Origin of the sequence: Pseudomonas sp. UBA5706 (genome assembly GCF_002419965.1) — a bacterium.
In the GTDB taxonomy this organism is placed as follows: Bacteria; Pseudomonadota; Gammaproteobacteria; order Pseudomonadales; family Pseudomonadaceae; genus Aquipseudomonas.
The window spans coordinates 175,462-201,974 of record NZ_DIHC01000028.1; the positions used below are offsets into that span (position 1 = coordinate 175,462).

25 protein-coding genes and 1 pseudogene are annotated in these 26,513 nt (G+C 61.7%); 12 read left to right on the forward strand and 14 right to left on the reverse strand.

Going from position 1 to position 26,513, the window contains the following annotated elements:
• Positions 1-397: pseudogene (locus B3I26_RS13050) on the reverse strand (hypothetical protein); the annotation flags it as partial.
• A gap of 142 nt (positions 398-539) precedes the next feature.
• Positions 540-1,049 carry a GNAT family N-acetyltransferase gene (locus tag B3I26_RS13055; protein ID WP_296258179.1) on the reverse strand — a complete coding sequence of 170 codons (510 nt, stop codon included), beginning with the start codon at positions 1,047-1,049 and terminating at the stop codon, positions 540-542.
• Positions 1,050-1,178: 129 nt separating this feature from the next.
• Here B3I26_RS13055 and B3I26_RS13060 point away from each other — a divergent pair, with 129 nt between their 5' ends.
• A complete protein-coding gene (locus B3I26_RS13060; protein WP_296258180.1) occupies positions 1,179-1,580 on the forward strand; it encodes a hypothetical protein in 402 nt (133 codons plus the stop codon).
• 107 nt (positions 1,581-1,687) lie between these two features.
• Here the strand turns inward: B3I26_RS13060 and B3I26_RS13065 are convergent, their stop codons facing one another.
• The 5 genes from B3I26_RS13065 to B3I26_RS13085 all read right to left on the reverse strand — a co-directional run bounded on the left by B3I26_RS13065 (position 1,688) and on the right by B3I26_RS13085 (position 6,322).
• Positions 1,688-2,539 carry an urea carboxylase-associated family protein gene (locus B3I26_RS13065; RefSeq protein ID WP_296258181.1) on the reverse strand — a complete coding sequence of 284 codons (852 nt, stop codon included), beginning with the start codon at positions 2,537-2,539 and terminating at the stop codon, positions 1,688-1,690.
• Between the two features lie 228 nt (positions 2,540-2,767).
• On the reverse strand, positions 2,768-3,622 hold the full coding sequence (locus B3I26_RS13070; protein ID WP_296258182.1) for a sugar phosphate isomerase/epimerase family protein: 855 nt from the start codon (positions 3,620-3,622) through the stop codon (positions 2,768-2,770).
• Positions 3,615-4,859, reverse strand: coding sequence for an NAD(P)/FAD-dependent oxidoreductase (locus B3I26_RS13075; RefSeq protein WP_296258183.1), 1,245 nt, complete (start codon positions 4,857-4,859; stop codon positions 3,615-3,617). Before B3I26_RS13075 ends, B3I26_RS13070 begins: the two co-directional genes overlap by 8 nt.
• Complete coding sequence (locus B3I26_RS13080) at positions 4,856-5,188, reverse strand: MocE family 2Fe-2S type ferredoxin (RefSeq protein ID WP_296258184.1); 333 nt, start codon at positions 5,186-5,188, stop codon at positions 4,856-4,858. The genes B3I26_RS13075 and B3I26_RS13080 overlap by 4 nt, the downstream gene beginning before the upstream one ends.
• A gap of 45 nt (positions 5,189-5,233) precedes the next feature.
• The gene (locus B3I26_RS13085; protein WP_296258186.1) at positions 5,234-6,322 is read right to left on the reverse strand and encodes a fatty acid desaturase family protein; all 1,089 of its coding nucleotides are present in this window, start codon (positions 6,320-6,322) and stop codon (positions 5,234-5,236) included.
• A 216-nt stretch (positions 6,323-6,538) separates the two neighbouring features.
• Here B3I26_RS13085 and B3I26_RS13090 point away from each other — a divergent pair, with 216 nt between their 5' ends.
• A complete protein-coding gene (locus B3I26_RS13090) occupies positions 6,539-7,582 on the forward strand; it encodes a LacI family DNA-binding transcriptional regulator (protein ID WP_296258188.1) in 1,044 nt (347 codons plus the stop codon).
• Positions 7,583-7,672: 90 nt separating this feature from the next.
• Here B3I26_RS13090 and B3I26_RS13095 read toward each other — a convergent pair whose 3' ends face one another.
• A complete protein-coding gene (locus tag B3I26_RS13095) occupies positions 7,673-8,824 on the reverse strand; it encodes a phytanoyl-CoA dioxygenase family protein (protein ID WP_296258189.1) in 1,152 nt (383 codons plus the stop codon).
• On the reverse strand, positions 8,821-9,678 hold the full coding sequence (locus tag B3I26_RS13100; protein WP_296258190.1) for an SDR family oxidoreductase: 858 nt from the start codon (positions 9,676-9,678) through the stop codon (positions 8,821-8,823). Before B3I26_RS13100 ends, B3I26_RS13095 begins: the two co-directional genes overlap by 4 nt.
• Positions 9,679-9,841: 163 nt before the next feature.
• Here B3I26_RS13100 and B3I26_RS13105 point away from each other — a divergent pair, with 163 nt between their 5' ends.
• The 3 genes from B3I26_RS13105 (at position 9,842) to B3I26_RS13115 (ending at position 13,782) form a co-directional block, all read left to right on the forward strand.
• Positions 9,842-10,867: a LacI family DNA-binding transcriptional regulator gene (locus tag B3I26_RS13105; RefSeq protein WP_296258191.1), complete on the forward strand. Its 1,026-nt coding sequence runs from the start codon at positions 9,842-9,844 to the stop codon at positions 10,865-10,867.
• Between the two features lie 62 nt (positions 10,868-10,929).
• Positions 10,930-11,928 (forward strand): inositol 2-dehydrogenase, encoded by a 999-nt coding sequence (gene iolG, locus B3I26_RS13110; protein ID WP_296258192.1) that lies wholly within the window; start codon positions 10,930-10,932, stop codon positions 11,926-11,928.
• Positions 11,929-12,195: 267 nt separating this feature from the next.
• A complete protein-coding gene (locus B3I26_RS13115) occupies positions 12,196-13,782 on the forward strand; it encodes a methyl-accepting chemotaxis protein (protein WP_296258194.1) in 1,587 nt (528 codons plus the stop codon).
• A gap of 52 nt (positions 13,783-13,834) precedes the next feature.
• On the opposite strand, the gene B3I26_RS13120 is transcribed toward B3I26_RS13115, so the two are convergent.
• The 4 genes from B3I26_RS13120 to lexA are packed head-to-tail and all read right to left on the reverse strand — an operon-like array spanning position 13,835 to position 19,608.
• Complete coding sequence (locus B3I26_RS13120) at positions 13,835-16,939, reverse strand: error-prone DNA polymerase (RefSeq protein ID WP_296258195.1); 3,105 nt, start codon at positions 16,937-16,939, stop codon at positions 13,835-13,837.
• Positions 16,936-18,366 carry a Y-family DNA polymerase gene (locus tag B3I26_RS13125; RefSeq protein WP_296258197.1) on the reverse strand — a complete coding sequence of 477 codons (1,431 nt, stop codon included), beginning with the start codon at positions 18,364-18,366 and terminating at the stop codon, positions 16,936-16,938. Before B3I26_RS13125 ends, B3I26_RS13120 begins: the two co-directional genes overlap by 4 nt.
• Before the next feature lie 7 nt (positions 18,367-18,373).
• Positions 18,374-18,991 (reverse strand): translesion DNA synthesis-associated protein ImuA, encoded by a 618-nt coding sequence (gene imuA, locus B3I26_RS13130; RefSeq protein ID WP_296258237.1) that lies wholly within the window; start codon positions 18,989-18,991, stop codon positions 18,374-18,376.
• Complete coding sequence (gene lexA / locus B3I26_RS13135; RefSeq protein WP_296258199.1) at positions 18,991-19,608, reverse strand: transcriptional repressor LexA; 618 nt, start codon at positions 19,606-19,608, stop codon at positions 18,991-18,993. Before lexA ends, imuA begins: the two co-directional genes overlap by 1 nt.
• Positions 19,609-19,857: 249 nt before the next feature.
• Here lexA and B3I26_RS13140 point away from each other — a divergent pair, with 249 nt between their 5' ends.
• From B3I26_RS13140 to B3I26_RS13165, 6 genes are all read left to right on the forward strand, one after another.
• Positions 19,858-20,448: an amino acid synthesis family protein gene (locus B3I26_RS13140; RefSeq protein WP_296258200.1), complete on the forward strand. Its 591-nt coding sequence runs from the start codon at positions 19,858-19,860 to the stop codon at positions 20,446-20,448.
• A gap of 40 nt (positions 20,449-20,488) precedes the next feature.
• Positions 20,489-21,322: an alpha/beta fold hydrolase gene (locus B3I26_RS13145; RefSeq protein WP_296258201.1), complete on the forward strand. Its 834-nt coding sequence runs from the start codon at positions 20,489-20,491 to the stop codon at positions 21,320-21,322.
• Positions 21,319-22,800, forward strand: coding sequence for an aldehyde dehydrogenase (locus B3I26_RS13150; RefSeq protein ID WP_296258202.1), 1,482 nt, complete (start codon positions 21,319-21,321; stop codon positions 22,798-22,800). Before B3I26_RS13145 ends, B3I26_RS13150 begins: the two co-directional genes overlap by 4 nt.
• Positions 22,801-22,812: 12 nt before the next feature.
• On the forward strand, positions 22,813-23,313 hold the full coding sequence (locus B3I26_RS13155) for a flavin reductase family protein (RefSeq protein ID WP_296258203.1): 501 nt from the start codon (positions 22,813-22,815) through the stop codon (positions 23,311-23,313).
• Positions 23,314-23,508: 195 nt separating this feature from the next.
• Positions 23,509-24,261, forward strand: a complete 753-nt coding sequence (locus B3I26_RS13160) for a GntR family transcriptional regulator (RefSeq protein WP_296258204.1) — start codon at positions 23,509-23,511, stop codon at positions 24,259-24,261.
• A 1-nt stretch (position 24,262) separates the two neighbouring features.
• Complete coding sequence (locus B3I26_RS13165; protein WP_296258205.1) at positions 24,263-24,826, forward strand: NUDIX hydrolase; 564 nt, start codon at positions 24,263-24,265, stop codon at positions 24,824-24,826.
• Positions 24,827-24,963: 137 nt separating this feature from the next.
• Here B3I26_RS13165 and B3I26_RS13170 read toward each other — a convergent pair whose 3' ends face one another.
• Entirely contained in the window at positions 24,964-25,257 is a 294-nt protein-coding gene (locus B3I26_RS13170; protein WP_296258207.1) for a DUF1330 domain-containing protein, read from the reverse strand.
• 108 nt (positions 25,258-25,365) lie between these two features.
• Here B3I26_RS13170 and ribBA point away from each other — a divergent pair, with 108 nt between their 5' ends.
• Complete coding sequence (gene ribBA / locus B3I26_RS13175) at positions 25,366-26,475, forward strand: bifunctional 3,4-dihydroxy-2-butanone-4-phosphate synthase/GTP cyclohydrolase II (protein ID WP_296258208.1); 1,110 nt, start codon at positions 25,366-25,368, stop codon at positions 26,473-26,475.
• Positions 26,476-26,513 lie beyond the last annotated feature (38 nt).

Genomic DNA, 26,513 nt, shown 5'->3' on the forward strand with positions numbered 1-26,513 from the left:
TGTTGCTGTTGCTGTTGCTGCCATTGGTGTGGGCGGCATTGGTGCCGCTGGCATTGGTACCGTTAGTCCCGTTGGCGTTGGTACTGCTGCTGTTACTGCCATTGCTGTGCGCGGCATCGGTGCCATTGGCATTCGTGCCATTGGTGCCCGTCGCGTTGGTACTGCCGCTGTTACTGCCGTTGGTGCTTGCCGCGCCGGTGCCCGCAGCACCCCGCGTTCCACCGCTGGCCGCGCCGCCTCCTGTTGCCGAGCCGGCGCTCGCACCGCCGGCACCGCCAATGCCGGACGCCGCGAGCATCATGGACGCGGAAGCGGGATAGTCAGCCAGCGCGCCGCCCGATGCAGCCGCAGCTGCGACAAACAACAGAGGCATCAACGTCTTGCGCGAACTCATCATTTGGGTCTCTCCAGAATGGAACGTCCGTCCAGTAGCCGGGACTGTGTTCTTTCGAGGCTTGGTCCACGCCAGCGTTCGTTTTTTTACACAGTGGCTTGCGCAGACGCGCACATCAAGATGCGTGCATAAAGAGATGGCCGCATCAGAGCAAACACTGCATATGCGTCGTCTGCCACACCGGATCATCCTCGGTATTGACGATGTCGAACCCCTGACGCTGCCAGAAGGCAATTGCGCCGGGCAGGAAAGGATGGGTGTGCAGGTACAGGACCTTGACCCGTTCACTCAGCGCTGCCGCCTTCAACAGCGCAACCAGCCGAGCTGCCAGGCCCAGGCGCCTGACGCCAGGGTCGACGAACAGCCGCACCACTTCCACCACGTGCCGGGCGCCGAAGTGCAGGTGTGCAAATCGCCCGTCGTAAGGCAGGTAGCCAACGGCGCCGATCAGCTTCCCGGCAAGACGGGCGATGAAAAACCGGCCACCCTCACTCTCCAGATAGGTGCGCTGGAAGTGGCGCAAATCGTCAGGCAGGGCGGCCGGATCGAGCATTGGAAACATCGCCTTGCGCGCCTGCATGACAAATCCCACCACCTCGGGGATGTCAGCAGGTTGAACGTCGGTGATCTGGATCGCGTGCGAGGGAATATGCATCGGGGTGCGCGTGTGCGAAACGGCAATCCTAACAGCATTGGGGATACACCCGCGCACCTCTGGTGCAGCAACCGGGCGTCGGTCGAGACAGCGGCGCCGGGCAGGCCGCATCGGGTATGATCGGAGCCCATGACTGCCACCCTGCCCATCCGCTCACCCTGCCCGCCCGGCGCTTGCGTCTGTGACCGCGAACGCCTGCTGGAGAGCGCCGCCACCGATCAGCGCATCCTCTGCCTGACACGACAGGAGGAAAAACGTCTGCTCGATCGCCTGGAAGACATCGCCAGTCTGACCGACCTTGAGCACATGCAACGGCGCATGTACGAACAGTTGGGCATCCGTCTGCACATTGCCCCGGGCTTCAATGAAGTACGCAGCATGCGCGGCATCGTCATCGAGATCGCCGAGCTGCCCGGCATGTGCCGCAAGACCCGAGCCGCTATCCCCGCCGCGATCCGCAGAGGCCTTGAAAAACGGCCGGAGATCGCCTGGAGCTTGCTCAATGCTCATGACCTGCTTCGCGATGCTTAACCCCTCGCCAATTAACAAGTGTCGGGCATGGCTTGCCGGCGACAGCGTCATCGAGACCGCCCCTCCGACGAGCCGTGCTGCTGCAGGTCAGTCATACGATCGGTGATTTAAACTTCCCAATCCGCCTTGGCGATTTTCAGCCCGTGCAGGCCGTTATACCCGGCGCGTTTCGGCTGTTCCCATCCTTGCAGCAGCGCCGGATCAAGGTCGTAGATCTCGACCCCCAAGGGTCGGCACACGCTTAGCGGATCCTGCGCTTCGGGGCCCCACATCGGCAGCGACAGGTCACCGCCCGGGCAGGTCGACAGCGCGCACAGCAGGTCGATCTCCGCGAAGAATTCCAGATAATCGCCTTTCTGCGCCGGACAGGTCTTCATGAAATACCTGTCGTCGTGGTTCAGTCCGGTGCACTGAAAGATGTTGAGTACGTCATGCACGTCGAACTCGGTCAGGCCATGGGGCAGCACGGCGCGGGTCAGGTTGGAATGGCAGTGATGGTGAAAATCCTCGCCGGTGAGCATTTTGTTCACGTAAGGATCGCAGCGCGTGCCGAGCAGATCGTGCAGGCGCCCACCATGTTCATCGATGCCGTAGCCGGCCAGGCTGTCGTCGGTAATGGTGAGCAGCGGCCGCAGGAACGGCAGGTTCGACCAGAGCCGGTCGTGGGTGGTGACATGGGCGCCTTGCAGCTGGCGAGTGCGTGCGGCCCACAGGCGCTCCCGCGGGTCGTGAGCGTTCCACACGTTGAAGTCACCCACTTGCGGGCCAATCGGTGTGGTCACGCGAAACACCTGCCCGGCCTTGACGTGCCAGGCCCGGCCGGTGCGGATCGGCACCTCGAACCGTTCAGCCAGCGTGCGGCGTTCGGCGTGCTGGCGAATACGCTCGTAGAATGCCGTGTCCACCTGCAGCGCTGCGCCTTTGCTGACTTGGTAGGCCGCTGGGTAGTCTTTGTGCATTGCAATCTCCTGGCTTAATGGCGTGCAGCGCTGGCAAGCAACTCCAGCGCATTGGATGTCCCAGGAGCACAGCATAGGACGTGCCAGTTCCGCGCCGGCATCGACGCTGTTCAAAAAGAACCTTGAACGCCGGGGCGACAAACCTAGCGCTCACTGTTCGGCCCTCTCCAATCACATGGCTTGCCGGCGGTACCGTGTTGACGGCGCCACCCACGGCAAGGCGGACAGCTACAGGTGTTGGGTACAGCCAGCCCAGAGCTGTCGGGCCAGGTCCTTCATCTGCAGCGATTCTTGCCAACGGTCGGTAATATCCTTGCCCAACCGATCGGTAATGGCATACGGCGGTGGGCCCAACTCGCAGGTAAATGAAAGGCTGCCCGGCACCGCGCTGCGACCCAGCCAATCCTCGATTCCGAGCGTCCACCAATCGCTGAACAGCTCGACCCATGGCTTGTGCCGGGCAAAGCTGATCGGCACCTGCACCTGTTCGCAGCTGGCCACCCGGCCATGAAATCCCCAACTGTTACGCAGGATCTGCCGAATCTGCTGCTGATCATCATCGCCCGGTGGCAAGGGGATCTCCCGGCCCACCACGTAATGCGAGAGGTCGGCCAGAAGCTTGAGATCGGGCAACTCCGCGAGCAGATCCAGGGTGAAATGCAGATCGCTGGTGAGCCGATAACGGTGGGTTTCCAGCAACACCGGGAAATCCACCTGTTCGGCCAGGCGCTGCCAGCCTTGTGCCAGAATCACCGCCTCTTTCAACGTACGAGGTCGACTGTCAGCCTGGATCGTCAGGTGATGACAGCCGTAATGGCTGGCGATGTCCAGCGCGGGCTGCAGCTCGTCCACGGTTTGCGGAAACACCTGGCCCTCGATCTGCAACCCGAGCCTGCTGGCCAGGCCGGACAACGTGCGCGCCGCCTCGGGCTCATGGAAATGATCGGTGATCCCGTCAAACCCGGCTTCGGCAATTTTCGTCAGTTGCGATTCGAGAGACGAAGGCAACACACCCTGCTCGTTCTGCATCGCCCACATCGACTGGAACACCACAAATTCTCGACTCGATGGTTTGTCAGGCATGGGCACCCCGCAGTAAACCCTTGAGCGAGATGCTGGCATCGCAGAGTTGCTCAGCCCCAAGCGCCACCTGGCTTTCGATCAGGCGCTCGCACAGTTTGATGTCCTTGGCGATGCTGTTTCCGACACCCCAGCCGCAGGCGCCAGCCAGCCTCGATTGCCGATCCAGATATAACAGCAGAAACCCGCCCTCCGCGCTTTCGCGCTCGATGATCTGCGCATCCGCTGCCAGCACCCCGACGGTCTGCAAGCCGAATTCGTAATGGTCTGACCAGAAACCCGGCACGCCATTGAACGGCTGCTGCTGCCCGAGCATATTTAACGCCGCCAATCGTCCCTGGGCCTCGGCATTGCGCCAGGTTTCCTGCCGATGGAACGTGCCGTCATCACGAGCGGACTCACAGACGTCGCCCGCTGCGTAGATATCCGCCACGCTGGTTTGCAGAAACGCGTCCACCCTGATGCCACTGCCGGTATCCAGACCGGCCTGACGTGCCAGTGCCAGATTCGGCTGCATGCCGATGCCCACCAGCAGCACGTCGCAGGGCACTCGCTCGCCGCTGCTCAGTTGCACCGCCTCGACGCGGTCTTCGCCGTGGAAAGCTTCGATCTGTACACCGAGATGAACGACCACGCCTTTGCGTCGATGCAGGGTCAGCAATGCCTCGGACACACGTTCGGGCAGTGCACGGGCCGCCAGCCGCGACCCGGCTTCCAGCACTGTGACGTCACAGCCTCGATCGCGTGCGCTGCAGGCCACTTCCAGCCCGATGAAGCCGCCGCCGACCACTACCAGACGGGTGTCGGGGCTGAGGTTGTTTTGCAGTTCGAGCGCTTCGTCAACGGTGCGCAGGTAATGCACATTGCCGAGCTGATGCGCCGGCAGATCAAGGCGACGAGACGCCCCGCCTGTCGCCAGCAACAACTTGCGGTAGACCAGCGACGCGCCGTCATCCAGGGCTACGCAATGCGCAACCGTGTCGATGCCGGTCACGCGCACGCCGCTCAGATGCTCGATACCGGACGCGAGGTAACTGGCCTCGCTGAACAGGCTGCAGGAGTCCAACGAGCATTCGCCCTTGAGCAGCGCCTTGGACAGCGCCGGACGCTCGTACGGCAGGTGCGCTTCGTCTCCTATAAGCACGATGCGCCCGGCATATCCGGCCTCACGCAAGGTCAGCGCGGCACGTCCGCCCGCGTGTCCGGCGCCGACGATCACCATCGGGTCTGAGGGGCTCATGCCTGGCCCTGCCCTTGAATATCGAGCATCACCCTGCCCGCTTCGACTTTCACCGGGTAGGTCTTCAGGTTGATACAGGCCGGAGCGTTCAGCGCCTTGCCATTGCGGTAGTCGAAACGGCCATTGTGTTTGGGGCACTCGATCACAAAGTCCATCACCAAGCCGTCGGCCAAGTGGATTTTTTCGTGGGTGCACAGGCCATCGGTGGCGAAAAATTCGCTGTTCTGCGACCGGTACACCGCGTAGGTTTTGTGCTGATGGTCGAAGCGGATGACATCCTCTTCATCAATGTCGTCGACATGACAAACCTCTACCCATTGATTGCTCATGGCAGTGCTCTCTTGTTCTTCTGGCGAGTGGGTACTTCGTGATCTTTAACTGAGCGCCGATTGCCGGGGCTCTGACTGTGGCGCCGCATGTTCGCGAATCGGACGGCGGATGTAATACGAGGGGTCCTTGCGCTGCTTGAGCAAGGTCGGAATGATCTCGCGATACGCCTCGATGATGCTTTTATAGGGCGGTGGGCAATCGTCTTTAATTTCTTCATGAAGCTTGGCCAGGGCGTGGTAAGGCACCATCGGAAACATGTGATGTTCCAGGTGGTAGTTCATGTCCGAATAGAAAAAACGGAACACCGGATTCATGTAGATCGTGCGGCAGTTCTTGCGATGATCCAGTTCATCTTCGGCAAGGCCCACATGCTGGCTCAGGCCGAATACATAACTCAACCAGCCGCCGTACATCGTCGGCAACAGCACGTACATCATCGGCAACCAGGAATTGAGGTAGAGCGCCAGGGCAATGACCGCAGCGTGCAGGGTCAGCCAGATGCGCGCTGTGCGGTACACCTTCGGGTATTCGGATTCGGGAACGAAGGTCTTCTCCTCAGCACTCATCTGCCCGGTTGCATGCAAGGCCAACGACTTGAAGATGGTGTAGACGTGGGGCAGCGAGAAGAGCTTGAGGAACATCACGTTCAAGCGTGGAGGACGGGGCTCGACGATCTCCGGGTCGCGACCGACGATGATGGTGTCGGTGTGGTGCCGTGCATGGCTCCAGCGCCAGACCTGAGGCTCGTACATGACCATGAAGCAGGCGATCTGATAGACCACATCGTTCATCCAGCGGGTCTTGAACGCCGTGCCATGCCCGGTTTCATGCCAGCGTGAGTTCGCCGCCGAGCCGTACAGCACACCGTAGACCAGAAAGAACGGCACACAGGCAGCGCTGCCCCAAAACACATAGCCACCCCAGCCACTGAGAACCATGAGGCCAAGCCAGAGGGCGGTGTCGCGAATCGCCCGCCCGTCGCTGCGCTGCATCAACTCTTTCATGCGTTTGCGTGGCACGGGGGACTGGTACCAGACCGCCGACACCAACCCCGCCTCCTGGGCCAATCGCGCCTGTTCGCCGGTCAGGCTGTAGTCTTTTCCGCATTCGGGATCAGAGAATATTTGGGACATTGTTATTGTTCTCCGGATGATGAATATCGCGACGCTATCGACCGCACTGATTCAAACCTGTGCTCCAAACTATAGGGATCGCAATGCCCGCCACAAGCGCTTGAAAGTATTCTCTCTCAAGCTATCATCCAGCCCTGATTACACTTGATGGTTTTCTATCAAGGCTGGAACAATCGGTGCCTCGAAGTGGCCAGGGCGCCGTGTAGAAGAGGCCTCATGAATAATAAAAAACGTCCGACCATCGCGACGGTTGCGCGCCATGCCAACCTGAGCGTCGCTACCGTCGACCGGGTGCTCAACGCACGCGCACCGGTCAATCCGCAGACGGCGGAAAAAGTCCATTCAGCGGCTCAAGCGGTGGGCTATTTTGCTGCTCGGCTGATCTCGCAACGCATCAACGAAAAGAAGCCTGCCTACCACTTCGGCATCCTGCTGCTGGGCACCTCGCAGACTTTCTACAAGACGCTCAGCGACGCTATCGTCGAGCAGGCGCGCGACTCGCGAGCAGCGAACATCGTCTGCCATGTCGAGCTGATCCACGACCGCTCGCCGCTGTCGATCGTCGGGCAGATTCATCAACTGGCGCAGCAATGCGATTGCCTGGCATTGGTCAGTTTCGAGCATCCGCTGATTCTCGAAGCCATCGAGCAAGTGCGTCACCAAGGGGTGCACGTGGTGTCGCTGCTGACCGAGTTGCGCACCCTGGCGCCGGGGGCGTACGTCGGCACAGATAACCATGAAGTGGGTCGTACCGCCGGCTGGTTGATTGCGCATGGCTGCCCGGATCGGGGCGGCACGGTGGCGGTCATGCTCGGCGGGCATCGGTTTTTGGGGCATGAGCAGCGCGAGGCTGGCCTGCGCAGCTTCTTCGAAGAAAAAGCAGCGAGGTTTCGCGTGTTACCGGCCATCGTCACTCTGGACAACGGCGCGATCACCGAAGAAGCCACCCTGGATCTGCTCGCCCGCTACCCTGATCTACGCGGTATCTACGTGGCCGGTGGCGGCGTCGAAGGCGTGATCAGCGCCCTGTCCGCGACCCCGCAACGCCCGCAGCTGTGCGTGATCCTGAACGAGACGACGGTGGAGTCGCGCCAAGCCATGCGCAAGGGGCTGGTGACGCTGGTCTTCGACTCGCAACCGCAACTGATCGCCAAGGAGTTGATCCGATTGATGGTCGAACTGCCCACCGCTCCGAACATCGATCCGCAACGCCATCGCGTGTGCGTGCCGTTGCAGATTGTGACGCCGGAGAATATCTAATGCGCCTGCACGTGCTAACAGCGAGCGTGCTTGACGTCTGCACCGCCCAGCCGCGCTGCTACGCGAGTGCGCATTGCCAAACGGTCAATGTCAAGCCAGTCGCTTGACCTGCATTGCCTCAACCGCCTGCGCAAACCGCGGGGCTGTCCAGCGCTCCTGCACGGCCTGCTCCAGCACCTGTTGCCCGGTTTGCGGCGCCATGCCGTGCAGGGGCGGGTCAGTATCCAGATTGGTCGGAAACGAATAGCCGTCGGCACTCATCGCAATCACCGCCTGCAACCCCTGCTCGTCCAGTTCGCCGTGCTCAACACGTTTGAGCAACGGTGGATACAGCGCCAGCATCATGCGTTCGCGGTTGACGGTTTCCATGGGTTTGCCGAATGCCGAGGATATCTGCAGCAGGTTGGCGATGCGGTATTGATCGGCCGTTCGGTTGGTGCCTGCCGCATGGAATAGCCCCGGGTTGAAGAACAGCAGATCGCCCTTGTTTAGCGGCAGCTGAACGGCTTGTTCGTCGAAGTAATCGATGAAACGCTGATCGCGCCAGGCCAGATAGCCCGGCTCATAAAGTTGCGAGTATGGCAAAAGCAGGGTCGGCCCCGTTTCCAGCGGCATGTCGGTATGGGCCACGGCGCCTTGCAGGGTCAGGTTCTGCGACAGGCGATGCAGCGGCAGCGGGAAACGCGCAGCCACTTCATCACGTTGAAAACCCAGGTGGTAATCGCGATGGGGTTGCTGCGCCTGTCCGCCCGGCGTCACCACATTGACCTGCGCCGTGGCCTGGAAATACGGTCCCAGCCAGGCCTCGGCCAGCAACCCGAGCAATGGGTTGGCGTAGTACTCGATGAACGAATCCGGCGAACGCTCGGCGACCTTCTGCAATGAATTCCAGATTCGCTGATTGGCCCCGGCCTTGGCGAAGTGATCGGCACGCGCCACATTCGCTGCCTCCTCGGCGAGGATCTGCCGAAACACCTCGCTATGCCGGTCGATCACCGCCGGATCAGCGTAAGCCTGACGCACCACCAGCACCCCGGGACCGTCGCGAAACAGGCCGTGCAGCTCGCTCATCAGTTCGACGCGATGCTGTTGCATGGCGCTGCGCAGCGTCTCTGCGTGATAGATCACCACCCGGCTGAGCACTTCCTGCGCATGGGGGTAGTCAGCGACGTTCACCGGCTGTTCGCACAGCGCGGCGAAGGCTTGAACGTCGATTTCTGCCGCGCTGGCGAACAGGCTCACTGGCCTGCTCCGGTCACCCCGTTCAGGGTCAGCGGCGCATCAGGGCGCGGTGTGGATCCGTCGCCGCAGCCCATGATGCCCTGCTCCATGTCGATGACCGATCCGGTGGTCATGCCCGACTGCTCGGACAAGAGATAGGCGACGCTGTTGGCCACTTCCTGGGGTTTGAGCAGCCGGCCGAACGGCGCTTGCGCCTCGGCGCGCTGCAGCCAGCCGTCATCGGCACCGTGGTACTGGCGCTGGATCTGGTCTTCGTGAGGGGTGTCCATCCAGCCGATGTTCAGGCCATTGACCCGAATCCGGTTGCGCAAGGTGCTGAACGCCACGTTTTTGGTCAGAACCGCCAGCGCGCCCTTGGACGCCGCGTAGGCCGTCAGGAACGACTGGCCGCCGTGCCCGGATACGCTGAGGATGCTGACGATAGAGCCCTCAACGTGAGTGGCGATCATCAACTTGATGCATTCCTGCATGAGGAAGAACGGCGCTTTGACATTCACGGCGAAGAGGCGGTCGAACAGCTCCGGCGAGGTGTCGATGATGCTGCCACGGTCGGACATCCCCGCGCAGTTGACCAGCCCATGAACGGTGCCGAAGTGCGCTTCGGCCGCTGCGACGACCCGGCGGCAGTCCTCGACATTTTCCATATCGGCCTCAACGAAAAATGCCTGGCAGTCCAGTTCGGCCAGTTGCCGAACCTGCTGCTCACCCTTGTCCCGGCTGCGTCCACAGATGATCAGGCCCGCGGCGCCGCGTCTGGCCAGGGTCTGTGCAACGGCGGCACCCAGCCCTTGGGTGCTGCCGGTGACGACAAAGTATTGGCCCGTGAACGAGGTGGAAAGATCTAGACCTGACATGCCCTTCTCCTGCTTTTGTTGTTTTTGGCTGCGGATGATCGTCGCCACAATAGAATTTAAATTCTATCTGTACAACGAATGGAACAGAGACTAGCATTGCGCTCACCTCACAGAGACCCGAATCGACCTCAACAAGACCTCAATCACAGGCTAAGGGGATTGGATGCTCGACCGCGCCAGACGTTTTTCCATCAAGCAGATCGCCGCTCAGGCTAGCGTCAGCAAAGCAACTGTCGATCGTGTGCTGCACGCGCGGGGCAGCGTGCATTACCAGACCCACAGGCGTATCCAGCAAGCCCTGGAAGAACTCGAAGCCCAGGAGAAATCAGGCCCGGCAATGGGTCGTACCTTTCACATCGACATCGTGCTGCACACCCCCAAACGTTTCAGCGACGCGGTACAGGAGGCCATCCACGCACAACTGGGCAGCCTGGCACCGTTTCGCATCTTCCCGCGTTTTCATCTGTATCAAGAGATCGACACCCAGCAGATGAGCGACCTGATCCTGCGTTGCATGGACAAGGGCAGCCAGGGGCTGATTCTCAAGGCCGCCGATGAACCGCCGATCAACGAGGCGGTGGATCAGGTAACGGCGTCGGGGGTGCCGGTGGTGACCCTGGTTTCCGACCTGCCGCAGAGCGAGCGCATCGGCTATATCGGCATGGACAATCGCACCGCCGGGCAGACCGCCGCCTACCTGATGTCGCGCTGGCTGGACAAGGACGCGCAAGACGTTGCAGTGGTCATCGGCAGCGAGTTGTTTCGCGGCGAGGAGGAGCGCGAAATGGGTTTCCGTACCTGGCTGCGCAGCCGTGCGCCGCACTTGCGCGTGATCGACATCAGCGGTGGCATGGGGGTGTATGGGCCGACCCTCGAACGCGTGAGCCAGGCAGTGCAGGCCTACCCTTCGATCAAGGCCATCTACAGCGTCGGCGGCGGCAATCGCGCCATTGTCGATGCGTTCGCCGCCCTGAACCGGCCGCTTGCGGTGTTCATCGGCCACGATCTGGACCAGGAAAACCGCCAACTGCTGGCCGAAGAAAAGATTGCCGCCCTCATCGATCACAACCTGCAGGTCGACGCACGCCATGCGTTTCTGCACATCCTGCAATTCCATCGGCTGTGCAAGGTCGATCCGATTCCTGCATCGCCGGTGCAGATCGTCACCCCGTTCAACCTGGCGCACTGAAGACCTTTGTCAATCAACCGTCGCCCCGACAAACCCCACAAGAACAATCCCAGGAGTTCCCCATGCTACGTATCGCAGTCCTCGGCGCAGGCCGCATCGCTAACATCCACGCCGCCAACGTCGCGGCCAACCCCGATGTGCAACTGTCGGTGATCGCCGACCCCTGGCGCGAAGGCGTCGACAAACTGGCGGCCCGACTGGGGTGCAAGGCTGCTTACGATTGCGCGCAAGCCATCGAACGGGATGACGTCGACGCCGTGGTCATCGGTACCCACACCGACACCCACATCGACTACATGCTGCGGGCAGTCAAGCTGGGCAAGCCGGTGCTCTGCGAGAAACCGATCGATCTGGATTTCACCAAAGCCGCCAGAGCGGTGGAAGAGGTCGAACGGCTCAACGGCAGGGTCATGCTGGGGTTCAATCGTCGCTTCGATCCCGACACACTGCAGATGCGCAAAGCCATTGCCCGAGGTGACATCGGTGAGGTGCGTCAGGTGGTGATCTCCAGTCGCGATCCGGGCCTGGCGTCGCTGGACAACCTCAAGCACTCCGGCGGCATCTTCCGGGACATGACCATTCATGACTTCGACACGGCGCGCACCCTGCTCGGGGAAGAGCCGGTCGAGGTCTTTGCCATGGCCAGCCGACTGGTCGAGCCTGCCCTGGCCCAACTGGACGACCATGACAGCGTGATGGTCCTGCTGCGCACCGCCTCGGGCAAGCAGTGCCACATCAACTGCTGCCGCGAAGCGGTGTATGGCTATGACCAGCGCCTGGAAGTGTTCGGCGCCAAGGGCATGATCCTCAACGACAACCATCGGCCCAGCACCGTGCGCAGCTACAGCGCGACCCAGACCGAAGTGCGTGAGCCGTTGGAAAATTTTTTCCTGGAGCGCTATGCCGACTCCTATCGCAACGAACTCAACCAGTTCATCGATGCGGTGAACGCCGGTCAGCCCCTGCCAACCAACGCACGCGACGGATTGCAAGCATTGCACCTGGCCAACTGCGCGTTGGAGTCGATCAAGACCGCACGGGCGGTAAAGGTCGAGTTGTAACCGAACACCGCTCGCAGTGCAGTCCATTTGCCTGGCGTAAGCGGTCTGTTCTGCAAAAAGATCGGGCTTGAGGCGCGCTGTGCTACGCCCTGCGCCCGATTTTTTTATTTGGATGTCAGCCCTCAATTCAGAGGCAACCGGAACCATCCCGGACAGATAGTGTCAGTTTGATATCATGAGCGCGACACCTTGTAGATATGCAAGCCCCTGAGGAGGCTAGTCACGTCGCGCAGCTCCACACACCGACACTTAATGATGGGCAATCCAATGTTTCGATCAATCACACAGCTGCTGGGAAATATCACCGTCAGAGCAAAACTGACCCTGGGGTTTTCAACCGTGCTGGCATTAACCCTCCTGATCGCCTATACCGGCTGGCACGGGCTCTCGTCCCTCGGCGAGCGCGGGAACAAACTGATCACCATTGCAAAGCTCAACGAGCAGGTCCGGGACATGCGCATCAACCGCCTGTTGTTCGCCCTCAAGGCGGATGGCGAGCACGCGACGGCGGTCACCCAGGCAGCCAATATCGCTGAGCGCCAGATCACGGAGATCCGTGCACAACTTAAAACGCCTGAAAGTCAGCGCTGGCTGGATCAGGCTGAGCGGGCCTTAGATCAATATCGTGGCCATTTCAATGATTTCTCCCGGGCGATCAGCACGCCGGACGGTGAAGGGAAATCGCTGCAGGTGCAGGATGCCTTGAACGTCGACATCGCTTCTTTGCTTGAGGCCAGCAAGCAATTGGCTGCCCGACAGAGCACCCAGCGCGACGAAGACATCCGTCATGCCAACCTCCTATTGAGCGGCGCCACGGGCCTGGCGTTGTTGCTCGGTATTCTTGCGGCGTGGCTGATCACCCGGCTGATTGTCGGTCCGCTCATGCAGACCGTTCAGGCGGCCGAGCGGGTTGCCGATGGCGATCTCAGCCAAGACCTGAGCGTGACGCGCCGGGATGAACTGGGCCAGCTTCAAGCCAGCATGCAACGCATGACCGGCAGCCTGCGCGGGGTCATCGGAGGCATCCGCGATGGCGTGACGCAGATTGCCAGTGCGGCCGAAGAACTGTCCGCAGTCACTGAGCAGACCAGTGCCGGCGTCAACAGCCAGAAGGTTGAAACCGATCAGGTGGCCACTGCCATGAATGAGATGGCCGCCACGGTGCAAGAGGTGGCCCGTAATGCCGAGCAGGCTTCGCAAGCCGCCGTGAATTCCAGCAATGACGCTCGCAACAGCGACGACGTGGTGGCTCAGGCCATGACCCAGATCGAACGTTTGGCCACCGAAGTCGGCAATTCTACCGACGCCATGGCACAGCTGAAGCTTGAGAGCGACAAGATCGGCACCGTGCTGGACGTGATCAAATCCGTGGCGCAACAGACCAACCTGTTGGCGCTCAACGCCGCCATCGAGGCCGCACGAGCGGGTGAAGCCGGACTCGGGTTTGCCGTGGTGGCCGACGAGGTACGCAGCCTGGCGCAGAGGACTCAGGCCTCCACCGAGGAGATCGAGGGTTTAATTGGCGGTTTGAAAAACGGCACCCAACAGGTTGCCGACACGCTGGATAACAGCCGGACCCTGGCCGACAGCAGCGTAGAACTAAGCCGCCGCGCTGGCACTTCGTTGCTGAATATCAGCCAGTCTGTTTCAGCGATCGAGGGCATGAACCAGCAGATCGCCGCCGCCGCCGAACAGCAGGCTGCAGTGGCAGATGAAATCAATCGCAGCGTACTGAACGTGCGTGACATTTCAGAGCAGACGTCTGCCGCGAGTAAGGAAACGGCTGCGTCCAGTATCGAACTGGCGCGGCTTGGCGTGCATCTGCACGGGCTGGTCAGTGCTTTCAAGGTCTGATCGCAGAAGCCGAGCGCAGCCATACAGCGGTATGGCTGCGCCATGCAGATGCTCACCTGAAATCCCGGCTGCGCACATCAAGACCTGTGAGCAGCGGGGTCAGGTCGAACAGGCGTTGCGCGATGATATGGCGCACGCCTTTCTGGTATTCGAACTTGCCGAACACCTGCATCAATTGCGAACCCACCAATACCTTGCGCTGACGCTCGGCCAGGTCGCGCCAGACCACAACGTTGATCATGCCGTGCTCGTCCTCCAGAGTGACGAAAGTGACCCCACTGGCCGTGCCGGGCCGCTGCCTGCCGACCACCAGTCCGGCGACGCTGAAGTTGCGCCCGTGCTCTTCACCCAGCAAATCCTTTGAGCTGCGAAAGCGCTTGGCCGCCAGTTTGTTGCGCAGCAAAGACAAGGGATGCGGGCCCAGCGTGGTGCCCAGGGTGTCGTAATCGGCCATCAGATCCTGCGACACGCTGGGCAGCGGCAATGCCACCTGTGCTTCTTCGGCGAAGCAGTCATCACCAAACATCGGCCGTTGCACCTCGACCCCGGCCATTTCCCATCGCGCACGATGACGATGGCCCACCAGCCCGCGCAAGGCGCCGGAATCGGCCAGCGACGCCCGCGCCCGGTTGTCCAGGTCGGCGCGTATGCACAGGTCGGTCACGTCCTTGAATTCTCGTTGCTGGCGGGCGTGTTCGATGCGTCGCGCGTCCTCCTCGCGAAAGCCGCGAATCATGCGCATGCCCATGCGTATCGCCAGGTTCTGCGTGTAGTCGCGGCCTGCTACCGGCTCCAGCGAGCAATCCCAGTCGCTGTAACGTATGTCGACCGGATGCACATCGATTTGGTGGCGGCGAGCGTCCTGCAACAACTGGTCAGGGCTGTAGAAACCCATGGGCCAGCTGTTGATCAGGGCGCATGTGAAGGCTGCCGGTTCGTGGCATTTGAGCCAGCAACTGGCGTAGGTCAGCAAGGCGAAACTGGCGGCGTGGGATTCGGGGAAACCATAGCTGCCGAAGCCTTTGATCTGTTCGAAGATACGTGTGATGAAGTCTTCAGGATAATCGTTGGCCTTCATTCGGGTCGCCAGCCGTTCCTTGTGCGGCTCCAGCCCGCCGTGGCGTTTCCACGCAGCCATTGAACGGCGCAACTGATCCGCTTCGCCCGGTGTGTAGTTCGCCGCAATGATGGCCACCTCCATCACCTGCTCCTGAAACAGCGGCACGCCCAGGGTTCGCTCGAATACCTTTTTGAGGCGGGGCGGGTACGTGATGGGCTCCTCTCCATTCCGGCGGCGCAAGTACGGATGCACCATGTCGCCCTGGATCGGCCCCGGCCGCACGATGGCGACCTCAATCACCAGGTCATAAAACGTCTGGGGTTTAAGCCGTGGCAGCATCGACATTTGCGCCCGGGATTCGATCTGGAACACGCCGATGGTGTCGGCACGGCTGATCATGTCGTAGGTGGCTTTGTCTTCGCTGGGGATGCTGGCAATGGTCAGGTCACAGCCGCGATATCGGGTGACCAGATCGAAGGTGCGGCGCAGTGCACTGAGCATTCCAAGGGCCAGAATATCGACCTTGAGCAGGCCGACCAGATCCAGGTCATCCTTGTCCCACTGAATGATGGTGCGGTCGGCCATGGCTGCGTTTTCCACCGGCACCAGGGTCTCCAATGGGTGTTCGGAAATCACAAATCCGCCGGGGTGCTGCGACAGATGCCGGGGGAAACCGATCAACTCCCCAGCCAGGGTCAGGACCCGGCGCAACACCGGACTGTCGGGCTCGAAGCCACACTCACGCAGGCGCTCGGCGGGCGGCAGATTGTCGGTCCAGCGTCCACACGCATCAGCCAGCGCGTTGATCTGATCGGGCGGCAGACCGAGTACCCGCGCCACATCGCGCAGGGCCCCGGCGCCGTGATAGGTGCTGGCTACGGCGGTGAGCGCTGCCCTGCCCCGGCCATACCGGCGGAATACGTATTGCAACACTTCTTCGCGCCGTTCGTGCTCGAAATCGACGTCGATGTCCGGTGGCTCGTTGCGCTCCTCGGAGATGAAACGCGCGAACAGCAAATTGCCCTTGCCGTTGGCCGGGTCCAGTTCGGTGATGCCCAAGGCGAAACAAACGGTCGAGTTGGCTGCCGAGCCGCGTCCCTGGCACAGGATCGCCTGTTCTCTGGCGAAGCGAACGATGTCGTGAACGGTGAGGAAGTAACTCTCGTATTCCTTTTTGCCAATGATCCCCAACTCATACTCGATATTCTGCCGGGCTATTTCAGGGATGCCGTTCGGCCAGCGTTTGCGCGCGCCCTCTTCGGTCAGATGACGCAACCAGCTGCTCGGGGTATGTGCGGCCGGTACCAGTTCCCGGGGGTACTCGTAACGCAACTGGCTCAGGTCGAACGTGCAGCGCCGGGCGATGGTCAGGGTTTGCTGGAGTAAGTCTGCCGGGTAGAGATCGGCGAGTAGCGCGCGCGGGCGCAGATGCCGCTCGCCATTGGCAAACAGCCGGTGACCGGCTTCGGCCACGGTGGTGTGATGACGGATTGCAGTCATGGTGTCCTGCAACGCACGCCGTCCGCGAGCGTGCATGTGCACGTCGCCGCTGGCCACGGGGCGAATGTCCAGTTGTCGGGCCAGCGCCAGAAGCTTCAAGAGACGTTTCTGGTCGTCCGGACCACAATGCAGCTGCACGCTCAACCAGAGATCCGGGCCGAAGACTTCCCGAAGCCACAGGCCCTGCGCCTGCAGAACTGCGTCAGGCTGCTGCAGATCAGGCACCCATAACGCTAGCAGCCCGGCGACAGGTGGCTGGAAGTCTTCTCGCAACACGCGGTACTCGCCCTTCTTGCTGCGCCGTCGTGCCTGGGTGATCAAGCGGCACAAGGCCTGATAGCCGGCCAGATTCTCCACCAGCAAGACCAGCTTCGGCCCGTCTTCAAGGGTCATTTCACTGCCAATGATCAAGGGCAGTTCGCACTCCCTGGCGGCCTGCCACGCACGCACGATGCCCGCCAGCGTGCATTCATCGGTGACCGCCAAGGCCTGATAGCCATGCAGTTTCGCCCGCTCGAACAGCTCCTTGGCGCTGGATGCCCCCCGTTGAAAACTGAAATTGGACAGGCAGTGCAGCTCGGCGTAGTCACCACTCATGCAAACCAGCCATGCAGCAACAGGCCGCTGTCGTGACCCACACTGCGATAGGCCCAGCCACGCTGGCCGCTGCGGGTTTCGATCAGGTAATAATCGCGGCGCACATCCCCGCCGTCCCACCAGCCGGACTCGATACGTTCGGGACCGGCCAGCACGCGCAATCCCGGGTCCGCCAGTGGCTCGGGTTCGCGCAGTAGCCAGCCGGGACGCGGCGTCGGGCTGAAACCTGCCGCTGCCTTGCCGAGCGTAGTCGGCTGCCACGCACATTCGGGACGATGATCGGCATGGAAACTCAAACCGCTGACGGCTTCGTCGCCCAGGCGCGCCCTCAGCCGTTCGCGTAGCTGCTCCCAGGGCATGCTCTGCTGAGGGCGCTCATCGAACAATTCGCGATGGGACGGCACGAACGCCGGCAGGTCCTTGGCTTGCAGCTTCAGGGCACGTACCGGCGAAGGCACGAGCACTTGCTCCAACCGTCCGCGAGCCAGTTCGAAGAGCATGTTGGCCTCGCGCTCGGCGCTGAGCAGGCCCACGGGAATAAGGGTATCCGGAACGGTGCTGCCGACACTGGGCACATGCTCCAGGTGAATGACGAAGCGCTGCACGCCGCTGTCTCGCCCGCCGAGGAACAAGGCCAGATCGGCGATCATGCGCTTGAGCGGGAACAGCAGCGCCTGATGGGATTCCACATCGAAATTCAGCTCGATCCGGGTCTCGAAATGATCCGGCGGCACATAACACTCCAGCGCCATGGGTCTGCGCCCGAGCAAGGTGTCCAGATGCTGCAGGACCTGGGCAGGAAAGCGCCGGGCCAGCGTGTCGCGGGGCAAGGCCAGCACCTGTCGCAAGCGTTGCAGGCCCATGCGCGTAAAAGCGGTCGAGACCTCTTGCGATAAACCGAGGCGATTGACCGGCATCTGTTCCAGGCTCTGCAGCAGGCTGTCGTTGCAGGTCACTGCCACGCCATCGTAGGCGTTGGCCAGCATGCGCGCCGCCAACGGGTTGGGCGCCACCACGATGCGATGACTGAAGCCCATGGCGCTCAGCTCCTGGCGCAGACGGGCTTCGAATACCGGCCAGGGGCCGAACAGGCCGAAGCTGGATTCGACCTCCATCAGCAAGACCCGCGGGTATTTCAGGCTGACCTGGGAGCTGAAACGGTAGGCCCACGCCGCCAGCAACCGGTGCCAGTGCTCGGTCTGCTTCGGATCGTATTCGACCGTGTCGAAATCGCGGGTCATGGTATGTGCCGCAGTGAGGGACTGGCCCGGACGCAAGCCCAGTTCCCGGGCAGCGGCGTTAACGGTTTGCAGTACCCGACGCTGGGCCGTCCCGCTGATCAATGCCAGCGGGCGGTCCGGCTCGGCACGTCGACGCACGACGCCGTCCAGTGCCAATTGGGGCAACAGGATACAGGCCCAGAGCATGCAAACCTCAAGCGTCGGCAGTGAAAGGAATGGGCGATGAAGGCGCCAGCCCGCCACGGCACTTGAGCACCCGCAACTGACTGGGCCGTGCATCGATGGCCAGGCGCAAGGCAGCAGGCGACGGATTGGCCGCCGCGTGTTGTCCGCGGCAGGCAAAGGCCAGGGTTTCGCCGGTTTCCGCCGCCACCTGCAAACGACGCAGCGCCCGGTCATCGACCTTGGCAGGCCAGCACAGCACCGCGCCACAACTGCCGGAACGCAAACATTGCTCTACCGCCCACAAGGCATCGGTATCGCTGGCGTTGATCACCGACAACTGCCGCAAGTCGACACCCGCCGACTGCCAGGCCTGGGGGTAAGGCACATAGGGCGGTGCCACCAGCACAATCCGTTCGCCGCTGTCGGCCAATCGAGCCAGGGTCGGCCACAGCAGGCGTAGTTCACCACTGCCGTTGGCCGGAATAAGGATTTCCGTCAGTGCAGAGGGTGGCCAGCCTCCGATGGGCAAGGCAGCATCGAGCAAGGGATGGCCGGTGGGTTGGGCGGCAACCGGCTGAACCTGTGGACGCCCTTTCCAGACCCGACGCTCGTCCAGCAGCGCATCGAGGCTGACCACCGCGCCCATCATTCCCGCCGCACCAGGCCACAGAACACGCCTTCGATGGCGAAATCCTGATCCGGGCCTACGACGATGGGTGCATACGCCGGGTTGCGCGGCAGCAGACGGAACACGTTATGCCCGCGCTGCAGGCGTTTGATGGTCACCTCTCCGTCCAGCCGGGCCACGACGATCTGCCCGTCCTGGGCTTCGGCGCTTTGCAGGATGCCCACCAGATCGCCGTCGAGGATGCCGTCTTCGATCATCGAATCGCCCTTGACCCGCAGCAGGTAATCCGGGACGCGCTGGAAGGTCCGGCTGTCGAGGGTGAAGGTGTCGTGCATATCGAGATCCGGGCCGATCGGCGCGCCAGCCGCGACCCGCCCCAGCACCGGGATCTCGAGCATTTGCGCACGGCGCTGATGCTCGACGAGACGAATGCCCCTGGCCTGATTGGCCGTGACTTCGATAAGGCCGGCTTCGGTCAGCGCCACGATGTGCTTGCGCGCGACACTGCGCGAAGCGAAGCCAAAGGCTTCGGAAATTTCAGCGAGGCTGGGCGGCTGGCCATTGTCTGCGACGCGATCACGGATGAACGTGAGAATGGCAGCGCGTTTGGGAGATAAATGAGTCATGGAGTACATTTGTACTCTTTGCGCTGGGTGTTGACTAGAACCGTTCATCAAATATGCCGTTTTCCTGAAGCTCCATCGGCCATAGACACCGACGCATCTGAACAAGGCCCAGCCATTGCCGTCCCGTAGTGCCTCTCCTGGCGGGAGGTATTTGGTCACGACCTCATGCAAAATATTTGCATCAATGATCTTATGGTATACCATCAGACCAAATACACACCCGCATCAACCATCCGATCAAGAACCCGGGAGCCATTCATGAGTTTCGAAATTCGCAAAATCGTCAGCTACCTCGAAGAAACCCTGATCGAAGGCGGCAAAGCCACTGACACGCCGGTGACCATGGTTGGCCTGGCCGTGGTGATGAAGAACCCGTGGCTGGGTCGTGGCTTCGTCGAGGACCTGAAGCCGGAGATCCGCGCCAACTGCTCCGATCTGGGCGCCATGATGGTCGAACGCCTGACCGGTCTGATCGGTGGGGCCGACAAGATCCAGGCCTATGGCAAGGCTGCGGTGGTCGGTGCCGAAGGCGAAATCGAGCACGCCTCGGCCGTCATCCACACCCTGCGCTTCGGCAATCATTACCGCGAAGCGGTGCAAGCCAAGAGTTACCTGAGCTTCACCAACAAGCGTGGCGGTCCGGGCACCTCAATCCAGATTCCGATGATGCACAAGGACGACGAAGGCCTGCGTTCGCACTACGTCACCCTGGAAATGCAGATCGAAGACTCGCCACGCGCCGACGAAATCATTGTCGTGCTGGGCGCTGCCAATGGCGGTCGTCTGCACCCGCGCATCGGCAACCGCTATATCGACCTGGAAGAACTGGCGGCCGAAAAAGCTCAGTGATGACAGCTGCGACTACTTATAAGGCTTGCAGGAGCGATCCATGATTCGGCTCATCGCTGAACGCACCCCGGCCGGCACCAGTTATCTGGCGACCGGCCAGGGCCACCCCGTGGTGTTGATTCACGGGGTTGGCCTGAACAAGGAAATGTGGGGAGGACAGATCGTCGGCCTGTCCCCGCACTATCGAGTCATTGCTTACGACATGCTCGGCCATGGTGCCAGCCCGCGCCCAGACCCGGAAACCGGGCTGCCGGGTTTCGCCGAACAACTGCGTGAGTTGCTGGAGCACTTGGGCCTGGCCAGCGCCACGGTCATCGGCTTCTCCATGGGCGGCCTGGTGGCGCGGGCCTTCGCCCTGCACTTCCCTGAGCAGGTGTCGGGCATGGTCATCCTCAACAGCGTGTTCAATCGCAGCGCCGAGCAGCGTGCAGGCGTCATTGCCCGCACCAGCCAGGCTGCCGAGCACGGGCCTGATGCCAATGCCGCCGAAGCGCTGACGCGCTGGTTCAGTCGTGAGTATCAGGCGGCCAATCCGGCACAGATCGATGCGCTCAGGCAGGTGCTGGCCAACAATGACCCGCAGGGCTACTTGACCACTTACAAGCTGTTTGCCACCCAGGACATGTATCGTGCCGACGATCTGGGCGACATTCGCGTACCGACGCTGATTGCCACCGGAGAACTGGACCCCGGCTCGACGCCGGACATGGCCCGGCAACTGGCGATGCGCATTCATGGCGCTCAGGTGGCGATACTGGCCGAGCAGCGGCATATGATGCCCGTGGAATCACCACGCATGGTCAATCAGGTGCTGCTGGACTTTCTCAAGCAGGCAGACGCGCAAAACACTTCGGCAAAGGGGATCGTTGCATGAGCCTTACCCGTTTCCAGATGTGCATCGACGGCCAGTGGGTAGATGCACTGTCCGGCAAGACCTTCGAAAGCCTCAACCCGGCGCTGGCCCAGCCTTGGGCCGAACTGCCCGATGCGGATGAAGCCGACGTCGAGCGCGCGGTGCAAGCAGCACAGGCAGCGTTCGAAAACCCGGCCTGGCGCACGCTCAGCGCGACCGCACGCGGCAAGCTGCTGCGTCGTCTGGGCGATCTGATCGCCGAGAACAAAGAGCAACTGGCGCAGCTGGAAAGCCGCGACAACGGCAAGCTGATTCGCGAAACCCGCGGTCAGGTCAGCTACCTGCCGGAATTTTTCCACTACACCGCAGGCCTGGCCGACAAGCTGGAAGGTGGCACCTTGCCGCTGGACAAGCCCGATCTGTTTGCCTACACAGTGCACGAGCCCATGGGCGTGGTCGCCGGAATCATTCCCTGGAACAGCCCGCTGTACCTGACTGCGATCAAGCTGGCGCCAGCATTGGCGGCAGGCAACACCATCGTGCTCAAGCCTTCGGAGCATGCCTCGGCGACCATTCTTGAGCTGGCGCGTCTGGCCCTCGAAGCCGGCATTCCACCGGGCGTGGTCAACGTCGTTACCGGTTACGGTCCGAGCACCGGCGCTGCCCTCACCCGCCATCCGCTGGTGCGCAAGATCGCCTTCACCGGCGGAGCGGCCACGGCCCGCCATGTGGTGCGCAGCAGCGCGGAAAACTTCGCCAAGCTGTCACTGGAGTTGGGCGGCAAATCACCGAACATCATCTTCGCCGACGCCGACCTGGACAGCGCCATCAACGGCGCGATCGCCGGCATTTATGCGGCATCGGGTCAAAGCTGCGTGTCCGGCTCGCGCCTGCTGGTGCAAGACGAGGTTTACGATGAGTTCGTCGAGCGCCTGGTCGAGCGCGCGCAACGTATCCGCATCGGCAACCCACAGGATGAGGCCAGCGAAATGGGGCCGATGGCCACCGCCCAGCAACTGGCCGTGGTCGAAGGCCTGGTCGCCGATGCACTGGCCGAAGGCGCGCGCCTGCGCACCGGAGGCAAACGTCCTGAACTGGACGGCGATGGCTGGTACTACGAACCCACCCTGTTCGAGTGCGACCGCAATTCAATGAAGATCATGCAGGAAGAGGTCTTCGGCCCGGTGGCATCGGTGATTCGCTTCAAGGACGAAGCCGAAGCGCTGGCGATTGCCAACGACTCGCAGTTCGGTCTGGCAGCCGGGATCTGGACGCGGGATCTGGGCCGCGCCCATCGTCTGGCGCGGGACGTGCGCTCCGGCATCATCTGGGTCAACACCTACCGCGCCGTCTCGGCCATGGCGCCGATCGGTGGTTTCAAGAACAGTGGCTACGGGCGCGAGAGCGGTATCGATTCAGTACTGGCCTACACCGAACTGAAAACGGTGTGGATCAACCTTTCGCCAGCGCCGATGCCTGACCCCTTCGTGATGCGTTAAGAGGCCTTCGACATGATCGAACCCGGAATTTACAAAGAGGTGATGGCCTCGTTTCCCTCTGGGGTCACCGTGGTCACCACCCTGGCTCCAGACGGCGCCATGGTCGGCATCACGGCCAGTGCGTTCAGCGCGCTGTCCATCGATCCGGCGCTGGTGCTGTTCTGTCCCAACTACGCTTCGGACACCTACCCGGTGCTGCGCGACAGCAAGCAGTTCGCGATTCATCTGCTGTCCTCGGCGCAGACCGCAGAGGCCTATGCGTTTGCCGGTAAAGGCAAGGACAAAACCAAAGGCATCGAGTGGCATTTGAGCGAACTGGGCAACCCGCTGCTGGGCCCTTCGTCGCAACCGCAGGCCACGGCGATCATCGAGTGCGAACTGTGGCGCGAGTACGACGGAGGCGATCACGCGATCATCGTCGGCGCGGTGAAACACCTGATCCTGCCCGAGGTGCCGGTCACGCCGATGGTCTATCACCGGGGCAAGCTGGGACCCTTGCCGGTTCTGGCGTGAAATTCGCTGATAAAGAGTTGAAATCAAGTCCATCCCGGTGATGGGCTTGCTGGTTGGCGGCACACAGCGTGATAAACTGCGCCACGTTTTGGCCTCAGGGCCAACCCCAGTCAACTACATGGCTGCCTGAAATGACTGCGCGCTTGAGCATCGAGCCGCTTTTTTGCACGGACAGCCATCTTCAGAGCGGACTCCATGAAACGCCTGCCACTCGACGACAGCTTCAAGGTCAATCGCAACCCCGTCACCCTGCGGGAAATCGTGCTGGATAAACTGCGCAGCGCGATCATGAATTTTCAACTGCTGCCCGGCGACCGCCTGGTCGAACGCGATCTGTGCGAGCGCCTCGGCGTAAGTCGTACCTCGGTGCGCGAAGCGCTGCGCCATCTGGAATCCGAAGGTCTGGTGGAGTTCGCCGACGCCAAGGGCCCTCGCGTCGCGATCATTACCCTGGAAGACGCCTGCGACATCTATGAACTGCGTTGCGTGCTCGAAGGTCTGATCGTGCAGCTGTTCACCCTGCGCGCCAAGGCCAAGGACATCCGCGCCCTGGAAAAAGCCCTCAACGAAAACAGCAAGGCGCTGGAAGACGGCGAGCTGCAACAGGTGCTCGATTCGGTACAGGGCTTTTACGACGTGCTGCTGGAAGGCTCGGGTAACCACATCGCCGCCACCCAGTTGCGGCAATTGCAGGCCCGCATCAGCTACCTGCGCGCCACTTCCGTTTCCCAGGAAAACCGCCGCGGCGCGAGCAATCGGGAAATGGAAAAAATCGTCGCAGCGATAAAGAGCGGGGATCCGCTGGCCGCGCATCAGGCGTCGGTCGATCACGTGCGCAGCGCGGCCAAGGTCGCGCTGGATTACCTCAAATCCAAACAGGACGATGGCACCAAGGTGCGCGACATCGTCGAACCCGTGGTTCTGAAGGAACCGCGCATAGGACGCTGACATGCCTGATCCGCGCTTTTGCCCGCAATGTGGCAGCACTGACCTGGCTCAGCGCACTCCCGAGGGAGACACCCACCAGCGGCTGATGTGCGGAGCTTGCCAGCACGTCCACTATGTCAATCCGAAGATCATCGCCGGCTGCATCATCGAGCGTGAAGGCAAGTACCTGCTGTGCCAGCGCGCGATTCCCCCGCGCCCCGGCACCTGGACATTGCCGGCGGGGTTCATGGAGGCCGGTGAGACCACCGAGCAGGCAGCGTTGCGCGAGGTCTGGGAAGAAAGCGGTGTGCGCGCCGAAATCCTCTCGCCCTACTCGATCTTCAGCGTGCCGCAGATCAGCGAGGTGTATATCGTGTTCCGCGCCATCGCTCTGGAAGTGACCGGCGCTTTCGGCCCCGAGACCCTGGCCTGCCAGTTCTTCGCCCCTGAAGACATCCCATGGGACAGCATCTACTATCCCGCCATTCGCCAGATCCTTGAGCGTTACATCACCGAACGTCAGGCCGGGGTGTACGGGATCTATGTCGGCAATGACGACACCGGGAAAATCCATTTCATTCGGTGATCGTCAACGCCTCGGGCAAGTCTGTGGGGAGTGGTTTCATTCGCGATTGGCCATTTCAGCCAGTAGATCTCTCGATCGTATGAACACGCATCGCTAATGAGTTCGCTCCTTGAAGATTTGAGCCTTCTGGATAAGCCCTATCCCTCAAAAGCCTCGACAATCACGATCTCCGCCTGCGCCACACCCTGCCTGTGGCTCATCGCTTCCTGATACTCGGCAGAGTGGTAACAGGCCAGCGCTTGTTCGTAGGATTCAAACTCGATGATCACAGTACGCTGCGGCGTCTTGCGCCCTTCCAGCGCCTCGGCACGACCGCCGCGGGCCAGGAATTTGCCGCCGTAGCGGGCAAACGCCGCCGGACCGCGCTGAGTGTATTCGGCGTATTGCACCGGGTTGGTAACGTCTACGTGGGCAATCCAGTAAGCCTTCATCGCACGCTCGCTCTTATCAATGAATAGGGTTTCAGCTCAGCCAAATCTGTGAAATATTCTGTCTTATGGTATACCAGTATTTTTGACAATAAAACAGAGACTCAGCGTATGGCGTTCGACCGCATCGAAGACATCATCCAAGACTACCGCCAAGGCAAGATGGTCCTGCTGGTCGATGACGAAGACCGGGAAAATGAAGGTGACCTCCTGCTCGCGGCCGAGTGCTGCACTCCTCAGGCCATCAGCTTCATGGCCAATGAAGCGCGCGGATTGATTTGCCTGACGCTGACTGACGATCACTGTCAGCGCCTGGGCCTGGAGCAGATGGTGCCCAGCAATGGCAGCGTGTTCTCGACCGCCTTTACCGTATCCATCGAAGCGGCGACCGGGGTCACCACCGGCATTTCCGCCGCTGACCGTGCCCGCACCGTGCAAGCGGCGGTTGCCGCTGACGCCAGGCCTGAAGACCTGGTGCAGCCCGGCCATATCTTCCCGCTGCGCGCTCGCGAAGGCGGCGTACTGAACCGCGCCGGGCACACCGAAGCCGGTTGCGACCTGGCACGGCTGGCCGGATTTACCCCGGCATCGGTCATCGTCGAAGTGATGAACGACGACGGCACGATGGCTCGTCGTCCCGACCTGGAGCGCTTCGCCGCCCGGCACGGCATCCGCATCGGCACCATCGCCGACCTGATCCACTACCGCCTGAGCACCGAACACACCATTGTGCGCATCGGCGAACGCGATCTGCCGACGGTGCATGGCACTTTCCGCCTGATCAGTTACGAAGATCGCATCGAAGGCGGCGTGCACATGGCCATGGTCATGGGCGAGGTGCGGCATGACGACCCGACGCTGGTGCGAGTGCACGTGGTCGACCCGCTGCGTGATCTGGTCGGCGCCGACTACAACGGCCCGACCAACTGGACACTGTGGGCCGCCCTGCAAAAGGTCGCCGAAGAAGGTCGCGGCGTCGTTGTGGTGCTGGCCAATCACGAGTCCTCCCAAGCCCTGCTCGAACGCATCCCGCAGCTGACCCAGGTGCCCCGGCAATACACCCGCTCGCAGTCACGCATTTATTCGGAAGTCGGCACCGGAGCGCAAATCCTGCAAGACATTGGCGTGGGCAAACTGCGCCATCTCGGGCCCCCGCTCAAGTACGCGGGCCTTACTGGCTATGATCTGGAAGTGATTGAAAGTATTCCGTTTCCTGGCTGACCTCCCCCGCCATTCGCGCCGACCCGCTTCACGGTAAT